Source organism: Sanguibacteroides justesenii (genome assembly GCF_003204205.1).
GTDB lineage: Bacteria > Bacteroidota > Bacteroidia > Bacteroidales > Marinifilaceae > Gabonibacter > Gabonibacter massiliensis.
In genome coordinates, this window is record NZ_QJPL01000010.1 from 91,697 (window position 1) to 108,129 (window position 16,433).

Below are 16,433 nucleotides of genomic sequence, written 5' to 3' on the forward strand. Positions count from 1 at the left end.
CCTTTAAACCAATTCAAACATTCTTCCTATTGATTTCCGGAACATAATATTGCTTTTTCTACTTCTCTACGCACGCTATTCGGGCTGTAACATTCGTAACGGGGATAAAGGAAAAGATAACGAACAAATATAAAACACGAAAAATAAACAGGTTATACTCGATATTTCATCTCATCCTTTCTCTTTTTCCACAACTGATAACTATTAATACCGTTCTGCCACAACACATAAGCAGCGGGCCCTATCGACGAAAGAGGAGATAAATAAACTTGCGCCATCCAAATCGCCAATATTGTGTTCTTCTGTCCTAACCCTTGCCCCCCGGCAATCACCTCCCCGTAGCGTTTTCCGAAATAACGCCCGAGAATAAACTGTAAGCAACAAAGAACAAATGCCGCTAATCCTATCCTTATCTCTTCCCATAAATTTACATCGCTTTGTTCCACGATAAAAGAGACCGTTTTACCCGTCACAATGGTCAGCCCCAAGCTCCACAGATAGAAGGATACACTTTGATATCTCTTCAGTTTACGATGAACCAACGGAATAAATCTTTCCAAAACCCATGCCCCGGCCAAAGGTAATATCAACAAAGGAACAACCTGTCTACAAATGGTACAAAAAGAATCCCAAAAAGGGACATCCTGATGAGTGCCGATAAAGGAAAAAACAAAAGGCGAAATACAGGCAACACAAAGATTACTTATCAATGTATATGCCGCCAAACAAGCCACACTTCCTCCTAACATCCCGGTTATCACCGTAGCGGCAACAGCCGTCGGCGCCAAAACACATATCATCATTCCTTCCGCCAACAAAGGGTCGAAAGGAACGATTAAAACGTAGACGACAAAGCTCCCGACCACTTGAACACCCAACAACCGAAAATGTAAACGAGAAAACGTCATATCCCTGAAAGCCAATCGACAATAGGTAATCAGCAACATGCAAAATATGAGGCAAGGAGTCATCGCGGCTAATTTACTGAAAAAGGGATAAAATACCCCTCCTATCAACATGGCCAACGGCATCATCCAAATTTTTAAACGTTGTAACACGACAGTAAATTTTATACTGCAAAGGAAACGATTATAATTGAAATCTTAAAATAAGATACAACTCTGTCTCGATAATAATACATCCGCAATTCTACAATACAAACGTTCATACAAAGAAGATTTACGTCGGGCGCAAGCTTCGTCTATCTCCTTGACAACCCTCTTTTCTGCAGAATCCGCCCATGCCCTGAAGATCGGATTAACCCGGTAAGAAGGGAGAAATTGCAATAACCGATCCATATCGAACTCGGAAGCTTCCACCCCTGCTCCTACCCGTACAGCTTCGTAAGCATTACATTTCTGCTCGACATGCACCGGAACCATTAAAACGGGTTTATGCAGGTAAAGGGCCTCGCATAGGGACTCAAAGCCGGCTGTCGTGGCATAAGCTTTACAACCGTTCATACAGTGTAGAAATTGCATATCGTTAATTCGGTGAAGAGTAAATCCCGGCATGACCACCCAAGTCTCCGGAGCTGATTTTTCATCCCAAAAGAAATGAAGTGCAATCTCCGGGTGTATTCGATGCCAAGCTATAATATCTAAAACATAACCACTATTAAGCATATAACCATGAATATACTCTCCTTTCACCGGCTTATATTGAAGTACCTCTTTCCTCAATAGAGGCGGAACAACGGTTACGCGAGCTCTCGGTGCAGGGGGAAAGGAGTAAAAAGAGAGTGCTAATTTACGAACCGCTCTTACCGATGTCAACCGGGTAAAAAAACGTAAAGAAGCCAATTCCAAGCGGGAAATACGCGGAAAGACATAATCATCATGCAAAAACATATACTGATGCCCTATGCAAACCAAAGGAATATCCGGCGGCGTAAATAAATAAACCAATCCCGTCAACAACTCGTAAAAATTCAGTACCATATCAGGTTGTAACTTCTCCAACCTGCGATGGATCAACCGCATACTTTTGACGAAAACCGGTAACCTGCCTATATTAAAATAAATGCTTTTGGATAAAGAAGGACGTTTATTTTGCACGGAAGGTAAAAAATTCGGACTTTCAAACGTCAACACGGGTACATCGATCTTCTGGAGAAAAAAATCCGGAACCTGCCGTGCTTCGCTTTTCCCGATCAAAACTTCAATAACTTCATCTCCCCGCCTCGTCAACATCTCCCGCATAACAAGAGCTTGAGTGAAATGTCCCCGTCCTTCTCCCTGAATGATAAAAACAAAACGCATACGAATCCTATTAAGCCGTGATCCTGAACGTTTCTCTTTCCATTTGCATGCCGGTACTCGCTTCGTAACTGTATATCTCCCAACGACCGTCAGGATACTCCAACAAAGCACTCAACGATTCGACCCAATCTCCGGAGTTCAAATAATGAATATTCCCGTAATACCTGTCCGCGGGTTGGTGAATGTGTCCGCAAATAATACCGTCAAAATGGCGACTCTCCGCGATAGATGACAGCTCTTTCTCAAAATCGGAAATATAAGAAACAGCAGATTTTACCCTGTGTTTAATCGATTGGGAAAAAGAATAATAAGGTTTACCCCGTTTCCGTCTGTACTGATTAAGGATACGATTCATCCACAACAAAAAAGCGTATCCGTAATCTCCTAATTTCGCCAACCAAATCATATGAGTCGTAATATGATCGAAAATATCACCGTGAGTCACATAGTATCGCCTCCCGCAAGAAACGTGAATATAATCTTTTACTACCGAAACATTGGACAAGGTCAACGGGGTCAATTTGTCTAAAAAGTCATCATGATTTCCACGTACATAAATCACTTCGGTTCCGTAATTCTCCATCATTTTCATGATGACCTTGATTAGATTCGTGTAGGATTGCTTCCAACGACCGAACGGATTCCGTTGTAATTTCCAACCGTCGATGATATCACCGTTCAATATCAATTTACCACAATTCACACTTTTAAGGAAATTGGTCAGTTCTTCCACTTTCGAATGTTCCGATCCTAAATGTACATCCGACAGGATCACCGTTGCAAATTTTAATCTGTTTGTCATAATTTCTTTTATCTTCTCCAACAAAAAAACAACCATTTTGTTACGAACAGATGTAGAAACAATGACTATACCGTGAAGTTTATCCCTCATACACCATCACGAACTCCTCGCATCCCGTCATTTCATCGATTTGTCGTCTTAACACCTTAAAACCATGCCATTCATAAAATGCAACCGCCGAAATATTCTTCGTGTAAACATTCAACTCCAGTCGTTCATATTTTCTCTTTACCCATCGCATCAGAGCACCTCCTATTCCCATTTTTTGCCGGTCGGGTCTCACGAATAAAGCCGCCATATAATTTCCGACCAAAGATACGAAGCCATCGATCTCCCCGTTTTCTCCCTCATGTATCCAGGTCTCACTCGAAGGCAAATAGAGATGCTTCATTTTCTCGACCTGTTCCGACCAAAAAGATTCCGGAATAAAATCGTGAGCAAGAGAAGAGGCTTCCAACCATATTTTCACGAGGACATCCTCGTCCGGAACCGTATATTTACGAATCATATTACTTCTTTTATCAGATAAAGATAATAATTTTTCGTATGTTTGAAGATCAAATCTCAATTCATTTTATGTATGATCCTGACTCAGTCTATCATTGATTTTATAAAACTCCACGAAAACGATAACACGGATAAATTATTACTCTCGGCCTCTAAATACCCGGAAATCAACATGCCTGTAATCGTGGACCAAATCATAGCCAGACGGCAAATAAAAGATAAATTACCCTCTTGGCACGCTTGCCGGGAATTATTTTATCCTTCCCGTCTGGCTACTGAACAATGCTCTTCCGAAATCACGGCAGAATACAAACAAAAACTGACTCGAGGAGAGACATTATGCGATCTTACCGGCGGTTTAGGGGTAGACTCATTCTATTTTTCGAAACAAGTAAAGAACGTGATTTACGTGGAACGGTCTCCCCATTACTGTGAAGCGGCAAAACACAATTTCAGCCTATTACAGGCGAACAACATACAAGTCTTAAATCAGGAGGCAGGAGATGTTGCCGAATCCGTCAAGGTAGATACCTTTTACATCGATCCGGCTCGGAGAGCGGAAGGCAACAAACGGGTATTCGCTTTATCCGAATGCGAACCGGACGTACTGCAATTAAAACCCCTTTTGTTAGATCATGCCAAACGGGTTATTATCAAGATCTCACCTATGGCTGATATTATGGAAACGCTAAGGCTTTTGCCAGAGACGACAGAAATCCACGTACTTTCAGTCAAAAACGAATGTAAAGAACTTTTATACGTGTTGGAAAACGAAAAAAAAGATGTTGACCCCATCGTCTCCACATTAAATATCACTTCTACCGGAGAGAAACAACTTTTCGACTTTCAACTTTCTGCAGAAAAAGAAACAACAATAATCTTCACTTCGCATATTAAGAAATTTTTATATGAACCCGACAGTTCCATATTAAAGGCCGGAGCTTTTAAATTACCCGCGAAACGTTTTAATGTAGAGAAGCTGCATCCACACAGTCATCTCTATACTTCCGATCTGTGGATTGAAGAGTTTCCCGGGAGAAAATTCGTCGTTGACAAGGTCTTCGATTTTTCCGGAAAAGGATTAAAACAGCTCTGCCGAACTATTCCACAAGCCAACATAACAACAAGAAATTTCAATTTATCGGTAAAAGATTTACGTCAAAAAAGTAGAATCACGGAAGGTGGCCATGTATACTTATTCGCAACCACCTTACACCCGAATACCCCCATTCTTATTCAATGCCGTAAATAAATTCCAAAACCATCGCCATCTTCAACTTTTTATCCTGATACTCGTATCATCGAAAAGAACGATAATTAGAAAAAAGATGAAAATAAAAACGGGACAAGGAACCATTTCCTTATTTACGCTACTGGCCATCTATTCCATATCCATGGTAACTTCTTTACCGGGCTTGGCCATTTCTCCTATACTCGGATCCCTCGAAACCATTTTTAAAGGGGCAAGCGATCTGCAATTACAAATGTTGGAATCACTTCCCTCCTTTATCATCGTCCCCTTTATCCTTTTAGCCGGCAGGCTATCCATGCATACGAATCAAAAAAAGGTCTTACTCATCGGATTAAGCATATTTTTCGGATGCAGCATCATCTATCCATTTGTAAAAACCCTAATTTTACTACTGATAATCAGCGCATTATTAGGCATCGGCGCCGGAATGGTTATTCCTTTTTCAACCGGTTTGATCGCAAATTATTTTACAGGTAAATATCGAACTAAACAATTAGGTATAGCCTCTTCCATAACAAACATCACGTTAGTCTTGGCTACTTTGTTATCCGGTATTTTGGCCAATATTAATTGGCATTATTCCTTTTTGGTCTATTGCTTATCGGGGATATCCCTTTTATTTGCCTTCAAGCTGAAAAACGATCCGGCACCCGTTTCCAAACACTCGTCGACACCACACCGATCTTTTACTCTTCATTGGCCGGTCGGTCTAATGCTATTCTATTACCTCATCACGATCTTAGCCTTAACGATTCCATTCAACTTAGCTCTTTACATGGAAAACCTACACATCGGAAAATCCGATATGTCCGGAAGCCTCATTTCAGTATTCTTCTTATCCATGACACTTCCCGGTTTTTTCATAAATAAAATCATATCCTGGTTTAAAAGCTACACGAATTTTATAGCAATGGCTGCCATCACATCAGGATTAATTTTATTTGCATTCAAAGGTGATATATTTACCCTCGTCTTAGGCGTGACTTTAATCGGTTTGGGATACGGTTGCATGCAACCTGTCATCTACGATAAAACAGCCAACAGTTCTCCCCATCCGACCTACGCCCTCGCTTTGGTCATGTCGATGAATTATATTGCCATTATCACCTATCCATTCATAATTAGGGCATTGGAAAACTTATTCTCGACAGATTCATCCTATTTCCCTTTTTGGTTGAATATGTTTATCAGTGCTGCTTTCACCCTGTTTGTCTACTTCCGCCGAAAAACAAAAACGGTAGGAATTTCTCCAGACGAATGGTAAAACTTTGTCAAAGTTAAATATTGTGAGGAATTAAACCTTCATCCCTGTTTCCCGTACTTACTTTGAAATACAAATAAAGCTTAGTAAACTATAAAACAATATTCTAAATTAATTAACCAAACTTCAATTTAAATTATGGCAACAAATTCAAACAAAAAGAGTTCCGTAGCAAAGCTCAGCGTCATGACTTTAGCAATCATGAACGTAGCAGCCGTAGTAAGCCTTCGGGGACTACCTGCAGAAGCAGAATACGGATTAAGCTCCGCATTTTATTATTTGTTTGCAGCTATCGTATTTCTTGTTCCAACGGCCTTGGTCGCCGCCGAATTAGCTGCAATGTTTTCACAAAAGCAAGGTGGAGTTTTCCGTTGGGTCGGCGAAGCTTATGGAAAACGATTCGGTTTTTTGGCAATTTTTCTCCAATGGATCGAGAGCACCATATGGTATCCGACGGTATTGACTTTCGGAGCCGTATCCATTGCTTACATAGGAATGAATCCTGCAGGAGACGCACTATTAGCTTCTAATAAAGTCTTCACCCTGGTTACCGTGTTAATTATCTATTGGGTCGCCACCTTTATCTCGCTAAAAGGATTAGGATGGGTCGGTAAAGTTTCCAAGATAGGCGCCATGGTCGGAACTATCATCCCTGCCGCCCTATTGATTATTTTCGGAATCATCTACATCTCAACCGGGGGGCATAATTACATGGACATGAGTCAAGGCTTTTTTCCGGATTTGGCAAATTTCGACAATTTGGTATTAGCCTCGGGTATCTTCCTTTTTTACGCCGGTATGGAGATGATGGGTATTCACGTGATGGACGTAACTCCTCCTGCTGCCAAGAATTATCCGAAAGCCATCTTCATCGGTGCCGGTATTACCGTTTTAATCTTCGTTTTAGGAACCTTCTCTTTAGGTCTAATCATTCCAGCAAAAGACATTAACCTGACACAAAGTTTATTGGTGGGATTTGACAATTACTTGAGATACCTTCATTTGAGCTGGGCTTCTCCCATTATCGCCATTGCCTTAATGTTCGGTGTGTTAGCAGGAGTATTAACTTGGGTTGCCGGTCCGTCAAAAGGTATTTTTACCGTGGGTAAAGCCGGATACTTACCTCCTTTCTTTCAAAAAACGAACAAAATAGGCGTACAGAAAAACATCCTATTCGTACAGGGAGGAATTGTAACCATTTTGGCCCTACTATTCGTCGTTATGCCATCTGTTCAATCCTTTTATCAGATCCTTTCCCAATTAACGGTACTTCTATATCTAATCATGTACCTGTTAATGTTTTCGGGAGCCATTGTACTGCGTTACAAAATGAAAAAAGCAGAACGTCCCTTCGCTATCGGTAGAAAAAGCAACGGTTTGATATGGATTATCGCCGGACTCGGATTCTGTGGAGCCTTACTTGCATTTATATTAAGCTTTATTCCGCCTTCCCAGATCAATACAGGTAGTAACACCGTTTGGTTCTCCGTTCTAATCATCGGGTGTATTGTTGTGGTTGCGACCCCGTTCATTATTTACGCGGCACGAAAACCGTCATGGAAAGATCCGAATGCAGACATCGAACCTTTCCATTGGGAAGAAGCTCCTGCCGTAGCGGCAACTTCAACCCAACCGACTACAAGCCAAAGTACACAAACAAATAGCACGACACCGGGCACAGACAAAAATTAAACCAAACTAAAAACAAGCACATGAAACAGACTATCAAATTGTCAGACCTTAAGGCGGTTGTCGCCGAGGCTCATGAAAAACTAAAGGGAATGAAGGGAGGAGCCAACGCAGACTACATCCCGTTCTTGGCAAAAATCGATCCTAATCTGTTCGGAATAGCCATATCTCTCCCTTCCGGAGAAATCATTGAAGCCGGAGATACCAATTATGTTTTCGGTATCGAATCCATTTCGAAAGTACACACGGCCATTCTGGTATTACGCCAATACGGAGCTGAAGCCCTATTGGAAAAAATCGGAGCCGATGCAACCGGACTACCTTTCAATTCAATCATGGCAATCTTACTCGAAAAAGATCATCCGAGTACTCCCTTGGTAAACTCCGGGGCCATTGCTGCTGACAGTATGGTTAAACCCGTAGGAGACAGTAATTCCAAATGGTCTGCTATCATCGATAACATGACTGATCTTTGCGGCAGTGAGCCCATTCTGCAGGATGAACTATACAAATCGGAAACAGCCACCAATTTCAACAACCGTTCTATTGCCTGGTTACTCAAAAATTACGACAGAATATATGACGATCCGGATATGGCTCTTGATCTTTATACCCGTCAGTGCTCTATGGGCGTAACGGCCAAACAACTGGCTATTTCGGGATGCACCATTGCCAATAAAGGTAAAAATCCGGTAACGGGCAAACAGGTATTCGATGAGAATCTGGCCCCGCAAATTATCTCCCTAATCGCAACAGTCGGCTTCTACGAACATACGGGAGACTGGCTATACACCAGCGGAATTCCGGCCAAGACCGGAGTAGGCGGAGGGGTTATGGGAATTCTTCCCGGTGCATTCGGTATTGCCGCTTTTGCTCCGCCATTGGACGAAGCCGGAAATTCAGTAAAAGCTCAGGCTGCCATTAAATACATCGCTCAAAAACTAAAAGTAAATGTATTCAATGGAAACAGTATAGAAATTACGGAATAATTAATTTACCAGCTTTGCGGTAAGAATTCATTTTCTTGTCGCAAAGCTGATCCATAAATCTTATCTTATACATGATACCTAAAAGTAAAGCATTAGAGAAGTTTCTAAATGCACTTGTCCTAATCGGAAGTATCGCTATTATTGTAGTGATTTCGATCGAATTGCTATCTACTCAAAACGTATTAAGTGAACGATTTATACTTCATTTTCATCTATTGGTCTGTTCCATATTCTTAGCAGACTTCTTTGTTCGCTGGTATACAGACGGATGGAGCCAACGTTTCTTTTTCAACAACCTGTTTTTCTTATTGGTTTCCATCCCTTATCTAAACATCGTCCACTCCCTGACGACAACGATCTCTCACGGCTTGTGGTTGACACTAAGACTGATACCGTTGGCCAGAGGGATATATGGAGTATCGCTTATCGTGGGATGGATGAGCCGCAGTAAGGTCACCAATTTATTCGCAACCTACCTGACGATTCTATTTACGACGATCTATTTCAGCAGCATCCTTTTTTTCTTCATGGAACACGGAGTCAATCCTATGGTTAAAAGCTATTGGGACGCTTTCAACTGGGCTCTTATGAATGTCACTACCGTAGGCTCCAATATCTTCGGTGTCACGAAAATAGGACAATCCCTCGCCGTCATTTTAGCCGCTGCCGGCATGATTTTCTTCCCCATCTTTACCGCTTACGTCACTACTAAGTTTCAAGCTAAACGAAAAGGAGTGGAAAATAATTAACTAACTAAACGGAAACGGTTCTCAAGGCACATTTGTAAACCTCGAGAACCGTCTCCTCTACCGATTAACAAATCACTTCGCAAGGAGTGATTTTTTCATTCTGACAATGTCAGTCAGGTAATCTTGAAGATCCTGTTCGTGCTCTTCCTCTTCAGCCAGAATTTTTTTCACGATATCGCAGGTTGTAAAATCTTTACCGTCCGTAAACTCGGCAATTTCCTGATACCTCAAAATTGCGCAACGCTCGGAAGCGACATTGTCTTTTAACAGACTGACTGAATCGAAGTCTTTTGGAGTAACATATTTACATTTTGCCAGTTTAAACCAATTTTCAGGATTTAAAACAGGTTCTCCTTCCAACTCCATGATGCGTTTAGCTATCATTTGAGCGTGTTTGCGCTCTTCCTCTGCGTGCTCTTCAAACTCCCCTTGTACATTGGCACGCATAGTACCTTCTACTACTAACGCACCTACCCAATACTGGTAATATGCCAACCACTCTTCAGACAATGCCGCATTCAATTGAGAAATCAAGCATTCTACATCCAGCTTTCCTTGAAGGATTTTTACACTCTCTTTAGCCATAATCTTCGTATTTAGTTTTTATATATATAACGGACAAGCAAACATTTTGTTTGAGCAACCTGTATTTTTAACAAATAACCCATAGGGCGGTTCTCGGTGTTTATTTTGACTCCCAAGAACCGTTCCCGGAATATAAAAAGTAAAACCCCATCGAAGAGAAAGATTCTTGATGGGGTATTTTCAGAACAGAATAATTATTTGGTCTTACCTACTGTGGTTAAAACCTCTTGGTTTTTGGGGCATCTTCTTATTCCAAAGAATAGCACTGTTCGTGGGTTCTTCCAATTTATTCAACTGATCCACGCAACGTTTCATATCTTCCATCAACAAATCCGCCAAATCGAAACCTGTTCCCTGACGAACAACAACGCGCATGATAACCACATCCTCCATATCCTTAGGCATAGTATAGGCCGGAACCTGCCAACCTTCCACATGGAGGGCATCGGACAAATCATACAAGGTCCATTTTCGTTTGGGATCATCTTTCAACTTCCAAATAAACAGCGGATTCGGCATTTCATTGCTGAAAAATTCGAATATCCCCATATCTTGCAATCGTTTTTTCAAATATAAGCATACATTCAAACAATTCTGTTGTATTTGTCGATAACCTTCCCATCCCAAACGCAAGAATTGATAATATTGAGCCAATACTTGATTTCCGGGACGAGAGAAGTTAATTGAAATACTCGGGATATCAGCACCCAAATAATTCACTGCAAAATTCATCTCTTGAGGCAGATATTGCTTATCCTTCCAAACAACCCAACCTACACCCGGATATACCAGACCAAATTTATGACCTGACACACTAATAGAAAGTACCCATTTCAATCTGAAATCCCAAACCGTTTCCGGGTCGATAAAAGGATGTATAAACCCACCGGTTGCCGCATCCACATGGATACAAATCTCCCAACCTTTTTCTGCATTCAATTTATCAAGTGCATCGTTGATTTCCTTCACGTTATCGTTCAAACCCGTAATCGTAACTCCCTGGATTGGAACTACACAGATGGTATTTTCATCACACATTTTCACTACCTCCTGCGGGTCAAGTGTGATCTTATCCATCGTAACCGGTACCATACGCATTTCCACATCCCAATAGATAGCAAATTTCTCCCATACGACCTGCATACAAGTTGAGATAATGAAATTCGGTTTATCGATAGGAAGCCCTTTCGCCTTCCGACGTTTTTGCCAACGCTTCAAAGCCGCTATACCTCCCAGCATACATGCTTCAGATGACCCGACGGTACTGGTTCCCGTACAATATGGTTTTTCCGGTGAATTCCACAATTTGGCAATAATATTCACGCAGCGACGCTCAATCTCTGCCGTTTGAGGATATTCCGTTTTATCGATCATATTTTTATCCATATTCTCGGTCATAACCCTACGAGCATAATCATCCATCCAAGTAGAAACGAAGGTAGCCAGATTCAAACGGGAATTCCCGTCTAACATGGCTTCATCGTGAACGATTTGATAAGCGACCTCTCCCGGCATAGAAGTTTTAGGCATCTCGTATTTCGGAGCAACACGAGCTTCTTCCGATGTTCCAAAAATAGGCGTGTTTGGATTTTCTGTTTTCATAACTAATTGTTTTTAATATAATGTAACATAATGAATTAACGAGTGGCATTTCTTGACGCTCGTTAATAGTTACGGGTTATTCTATCGAAAGTTTCGGCTCCTCACAATATTTAACTACACTTGCACTTTGCTTTGTTACCTCATGCTTTTTTAATAAAAAATGGCTTAAAGAAACCTTGCCTTACCTCTGAAGAAAAGGAACCTAAATTCCGAAAACAGATCACTTGTATTTTCGGAACCTTCCCACCTGATTTTCAGTATAAACATAGAAATTGTCTAAATGAAATAAAAAACATTTTATGGAAGAAAGTTTTTTAAAGCTTATCGAACACAGTATAAAAGAGCATTGGAATTTACCCTCTCTTTCCGATTACCAGGGGGCAAACCACACGTATAAAGATGTTGCCAGAAGAGTGGAAAAATTACATATCTTATTTAAAGAAAGCGATATCCATCCGGGAGACAGAATTGCTCTATGCAGTCGGAATACAGCCAATTGGGGTATTGCTTTCTTAGCCGCATTAACTTATGGAGCTGTTGCCGTCCCCATTTTAAACGAATTCAAACCGGATACCATCCATCACATCATCAACCATTCCGGAGCACGTCTACTTTTTGTCGGGAAATCGGTATGGGACGAAATAGATCACGAAGATATGCCTGACCTGGACGGTATATTAGCCATGTCCGATTATTCGGTAATTTTTTCCAGAAATAATAAACTGGAAGAGACCAATACTCGTTTAAACGAACTATTCGGACAAAAATATCCGGAACGTTTTACAGCCGAGGACGTCTTGTATCGTGTAGACGCTCCGGAAGAGTTAGCCATGATCAATTACACGTCAGGAACAACCAGCTCCCCGAAAGGAGTCATGCTCCCGTATCGAAGCATGTGGTCAAATTTAAGGTATGCTTTGGATCAGATGGGATATAATCCGGGTGAGAAATTGGTATCTATCCTAACCATGGCTCATATGTACGGACTGGCGTTCGAATTCATCTATCCGTTTACCAGTGGCACGCACATCTATTTTTTGCAGAAAATGCCATCCCCTAAAATACTCAACGAAGTGTTTACCGAAATACGTCCTCACCTTATCGTGGCCGTTCCTCTTATCATTGAAAAGATAATCAAAAAAAGAGTCCTATCGCAATTGGATAAATTTCATATTAAACTCATGCTAAAAATTCCGGTTTTAAACGGAAAGATACGTCACAAAATCAAACAAAAAATATTAGATGCTTTCGGAGGTCGATTCAAACTACTTGCTATCGGAGGAGCCGCCCTCAACAAAGAAGTGGAAGCCTTTTTGCATTCTGTCAAATTCCCCTACACGGTAGGCTACGGCATGACCGAATGCGGACCGGCCATCGCTTTCGACCATTGGGATACCTTCCGCCCTACCTCTTGCGGGAAGGTCGTAGATCGAATGGAATTGAAAATAGCCTCTTCCGATCCTGAACACGTCGTGGGAGAGATTCTTACCCGCGGAATGAACGTAATGGACGGTTACTACGAGAACCCTGAAGCCACAAATGTCGTATTGGACTCGGACAAGTGGTTGCATACGGGCGATCTCGGCATCATAGATAAAGACGGTTATCTCTATATCAAAGGACGTAGCAAAAACCTGATCCTGGGACCGAGCGGCCAAAATATTTATCCGGAAGAGATTGAAGATTACCTGAACGTCATGCCTTATATCGCAGAATCTTTAGTGATCGAAAGAGAAGGAAAACTAATCGGATTAATATACCCGGATTTCGAAGCTATGAAACAAAATAAAATATCGGAGGAGAACCTATCCCGGATTTTGGAAGAAAGCCGGAAACAAGTGAATCAACAGCTCCCGTCCTATAGTCAGATAGCCCGTATCATGATTCATAACGAAGAATTCGAAAAAACACCGAAAAGAAGTATCAAGCGTTACCTGTATCAGTAAAAAGTCCGTTTGCAAAACTTACACATTTCAAAGATAGGGAGAATTACCTATTTTTTATTATCTTGCCGTAATGACAGGTTCTTTTCATTTCGGTATAGAATTTGTCTGTCATAAAAACGGGAAAAACAACTAAAATTAAAAACTATGAAAACAAGAAAAAGCATTTTAATTATTGGGATACTTATTTTTTCCTCTTTTGTAGTAACGGCAAGAGAGAAGAAAGCCAAAGTGGATACAGCCGCTTTTAACCGCATCGTGGAACTCGTGAAAAGTAAAATTTTTTACATCACTCTTGACGATGCGTTCCCGAGCGGAAACAGCAGTATCGTAATAGATTCCAAATACGGGAAAAAAACAATCGGCGGAGAAGGTCATGTTTCTTTAGCAATGAATCAAGGAGAGATCTTTTTAATGGACACGATCGCTACCGGAAAGCTTCCGTTCTTTGGCAGAGCTTACTCTGTCCCATACGGTGAGGGGGGTGGCATCGAATTCGAAGAGGCAAAGTTGCTAAACGAATCAATAAAGGTTATTCAAAAACGAAAAAAACAATTTATAATGTACTCTTTTCAGGTTAGAAACCGAAACGATATCTTCTCCTTTTACGTGGAGATTTATTCCAACGGGCATTGTAGCGTAAAAGTCAATAGTAACAAGCGAGCTTCGATCTCTTATAGCGGGAAAGTATCTTCTATTCCAGAAGACAAAAAGGCTATTTATATGAAATAAGAAAAGGGCTTAAAGGCCCTTTTCTCAATTCTTAAAAAAACTCATCTCTTGCGTTATCTGAAAATAATTTCCTAAATTTGAATTTTATATCATCATATAATGCAATGGAAGAAAGTTTTTTATTCTATATAGAACAAAGTATCAAAGAAAATTGGGATCGCCCGGCTTTAACAGACTACAAAGGGGTAAATTGCAGTTACAAAGACGTAGCTCGAAAAATCGAAAAACTACATATCCTTTTTGAAAATGCAGGCATCAAAAGAGGAGATAAAATTGCCTTATGCGGTCGTAATTCGACCAATTGGGGAATCGCTTTTTTGGCCACTCTGTCTTATGGAGCGGTAGCTGTCCCCATTTTAAATGAGTTCAAAACGGATAACATTCACAATATCGTGAACCATTCCGAAGCTAAGTTATTGTTCGTGGGAAGTGTCGTTTGGGAAGGATTAAATGAAAATTCCATGGAGCTTTTAGAAGGGATTATCAGCATGGAAGATTACTCTTTACTTATTTCTCGCAGTCGTTCTCTTACGGAGGCGCGCCATAGACTGAACGAATTTTTCGGAAAAAAATATCCGGAACGCTTTAAACCGGAGAACGTTAATTATCAATACGACAACTTGCAAGATCTGGCTGTCATCAATTATACCTCTGGGACAACCAGTTTTTCGAAGGGAGTGATGCTTCCGTATCGAAGCCTATGGTCGAACTTGAAATTTGCTTTCGGTGTTTTCGGCAAACTTCCGGAAGAACGGGTCATCTCCATGTTACCTATGGCTCATATGTACGGTTTGGCTTTCGAATTCATTTACGAATTCGCCAGCGGTGCGCATGTTTTCTTTTTAACTCGAACTCCCTCACCGAAAATCATCGCGGAAGCTTTCGCCACGATAAAGCCGAATTTAATTATTTCAGTACCGCTTATAATTGAAAAGATCATTCGCAAAAAGGTTTTTCCTACATTGGAGAAGCCGATTATGAAGTTATTATTGAATCTTCCTCTTATAGATAAAAAGGTAAAACAATCTATCCGACAAAAAGTTATTGACGCTTTTGGGGGCAATTTTAAGGAACTTATTATCGGAGGAGCAGCTCTAAATAAAGAAGTCGAAGAATTTTTACGTTCCATCGACTTCCCTTATACCGTCGGATACGGAATGACAGAATGCGGTCCTATTCTTTCTTACGACGGATGGGAAACATTCAAAAAAGGCTCTTGCGGAAAAGCAGCCCCGCGAATGCAGTTAAAAATCGACTCTCCCGATCCGGCCCATATCGTAGGTGAAATATTAGCCAAAGGGGATAACCTGATGTACGGCTATTATAAAAACGAAGCGGCAACCAAAGCGGCTCTTACACCCGACGGATGGTTGCACACGGGAGATTTAGGCCTGATAGACTCCGACGGTTATCTCTATATCAAGGGACGCAGCAAAAATATGATCTTGGGCCCGAGCGGTCAAAACATATACCCGGAGGAGATTGAAGATCAAATTAATAATCTTCCATATGTTGCGGAATCCATCGTAATTGAAAAAGAAGGTAAACTAATTGCCCTGATTTATCCGGATTTTGAAGCAGCAACCGCAGATCATAAGGAATCAGAAGAGAACCTTACCACAATCATGGAAGAAAATCGTCTGGAGGTCAATAAAACACTTCCGGCTTACAGCCAAATAACGAAAATGAAAATCTACAATGAAGAGTTTGAAAAAACTCCCAAACGTAGTATCAAACGTTATTTGTATCAATAAAATAAAAAGGAGCTGTCTTCACCAATAGCTCCTTTTCATATAAAACTCTACCTTGCAAATACCCATTAAGTATTTGAGTCTACTTCTCTGTTACTTTTGTATGTCTTGTACAAAACAGCCCTTTTACATCATCAATTAACATACTGATTATCATTAGAATAATTTACGATTTTGTCTATATAGTAACACATAAACCATTTTGTTATACTCGAATTAAATGTTCAAAGACGATTTTTGTCCGTTCTGTATAAAACCTTTGCAATCTTACGATTTACAATATTAAGATACAATTAATAAACGTTCGTTT

The 16,433-nt window shown here is 40.8% G+C and carries 14 protein-coding genes; 8 read left to right on the plus strand and 6 right to left on the minus strand.

Annotated features, from left to right (window positions below):
- Positions 1 to 152: 152 nt before the first annotated feature.
- The 4 genes from DMB45_RS13650 to DMB45_RS13665 all read right to left on the minus strand — a co-directional run bounded on the left by DMB45_RS13650 (position 153) and on the right by DMB45_RS13665 (position 3,571).
- Positions 153 to 1,058 carry a bile acid:sodium symporter family protein gene (locus tag DMB45_RS13650; RefSeq protein WP_041504377.1) on the minus strand — a complete coding sequence of 302 codons (906 nt, stop codon included), beginning with the start codon at positions 1,056 to 1,058 and terminating at the stop codon, positions 153 to 155.
- A gap of 45 nt (positions 1,059 to 1,103) precedes the next feature.
- Positions 1,104 to 2,261, minus strand: coding sequence for a glycosyltransferase family protein (locus DMB45_RS13655; RefSeq protein WP_052634825.1), 1,158 nt, complete (start codon positions 2,259 to 2,261; stop codon positions 1,104 to 1,106).
- A gap of 10 nt (positions 2,262 to 2,271) precedes the next feature.
- Positions 2,272 to 3,063: a UDP-2,3-diacylglucosamine diphosphatase gene (locus tag DMB45_RS13660; protein WP_041504470.1), complete on the minus strand. Its 792-nt coding sequence runs from the start codon at positions 3,061 to 3,063 to the stop codon at positions 2,272 to 2,274.
- A 79-nt stretch (positions 3,064 to 3,142) separates the two neighbouring features.
- The gene (locus tag DMB45_RS13665) at positions 3,143 to 3,571 is read right to left on the minus strand and encodes an N-acetyltransferase (protein WP_041504376.1); all 429 of its coding nucleotides are present in this window, start codon (positions 3,569 to 3,571) and stop codon (positions 3,143 to 3,145) included.
- A 72-nt stretch (positions 3,572 to 3,643) separates the two neighbouring features.
- On the opposite strand from DMB45_RS13665, the gene DMB45_RS13670 reads away from it, so the two are divergent.
- The 5 genes from DMB45_RS13670 to DMB45_RS13690 all read left to right on the plus strand — a co-directional run bounded on the left by DMB45_RS13670 (position 3,644) and on the right by DMB45_RS13690 (position 9,510).
- Positions 3,644 to 4,822, plus strand: coding sequence for a THUMP-like domain-containing protein (locus tag DMB45_RS13670; protein WP_041504375.1), 1,179 nt, complete (start codon positions 3,644 to 3,646; stop codon positions 4,820 to 4,822).
- A gap of 76 nt (positions 4,823 to 4,898) precedes the next feature.
- Entirely contained in the window at positions 4,899 to 6,086 is a 1,188-nt protein-coding gene (locus DMB45_RS13675) for an MFS transporter (RefSeq protein WP_041504374.1), read from the plus strand.
- A gap of 135 nt (positions 6,087 to 6,221) precedes the next feature.
- Positions 6,222 to 7,775 carry a putative glutamine/gamma-aminobutyrate antiporter GadC gene (gene gadC, locus DMB45_RS13680; RefSeq protein WP_052634823.1) on the plus strand — a complete coding sequence of 518 codons (1,554 nt, stop codon included), beginning with the start codon at positions 6,222 to 6,224 and terminating at the stop codon, positions 7,773 to 7,775.
- 20 nt (positions 7,776 to 7,795) lie between these two features.
- Positions 7,796 to 8,761 carry a glutaminase A gene (gene glsA, locus DMB45_RS13685; RefSeq protein ID WP_041504373.1) on the plus strand — a complete coding sequence of 322 codons (966 nt, stop codon included), beginning with the start codon at positions 7,796 to 7,798 and terminating at the stop codon, positions 8,759 to 8,761.
- A gap of 71 nt (positions 8,762 to 8,832) precedes the next feature.
- The gene (locus DMB45_RS13690; protein ID WP_041504372.1) at positions 8,833 to 9,510 is read left to right on the plus strand and encodes an ion channel; all 678 of its coding nucleotides are present in this window, start codon (positions 8,833 to 8,835) and stop codon (positions 9,508 to 9,510) included.
- A gap of 72 nt (positions 9,511 to 9,582) precedes the next feature.
- Here DMB45_RS13690 and DMB45_RS13695 read toward each other — a convergent pair whose 3' ends face one another.
- Positions 9,583 to 10,095 carry a ferritin-like domain-containing protein gene (locus tag DMB45_RS13695; protein ID WP_041504371.1) on the minus strand — a complete coding sequence of 171 codons (513 nt, stop codon included), beginning with the start codon at positions 10,093 to 10,095 and terminating at the stop codon, positions 9,583 to 9,585.
- A 204-nt stretch (positions 10,096 to 10,299) separates the two neighbouring features.
- Positions 10,300 to 11,697, minus strand: a complete 1,398-nt coding sequence (locus DMB45_RS13700; RefSeq protein WP_041504370.1) for a glutamate decarboxylase — start codon at positions 11,695 to 11,697, stop codon at positions 10,300 to 10,302.
- 299 nt (positions 11,698 to 11,996) lie between these two features.
- On the opposite strand from DMB45_RS13700, the gene DMB45_RS13705 reads away from it, so the two are divergent.
- From DMB45_RS13705 to DMB45_RS13715, 3 genes are all read left to right on the plus strand, one after another.
- Complete coding sequence (locus DMB45_RS13705) at positions 11,997 to 13,643, plus strand: AMP-binding protein (protein ID WP_041504369.1); 1,647 nt, start codon at positions 11,997 to 11,999, stop codon at positions 13,641 to 13,643.
- Between the two features lie 144 nt (positions 13,644 to 13,787).
- Positions 13,788 to 14,372: a DUF4251 domain-containing protein gene (locus DMB45_RS13710; RefSeq protein ID WP_052634819.1), complete on the plus strand. Its 585-nt coding sequence runs from the start codon at positions 13,788 to 13,790 to the stop codon at positions 14,370 to 14,372.
- Positions 14,373 to 14,476: 104 nt separating this feature from the next.
- Positions 14,477 to 16,126, plus strand: a complete 1,650-nt coding sequence (locus DMB45_RS13715) for an AMP-binding protein (RefSeq protein WP_041504368.1) — start codon at positions 14,477 to 14,479, stop codon at positions 16,124 to 16,126.
- Positions 16,127 to 16,433 lie beyond the last annotated feature (307 nt).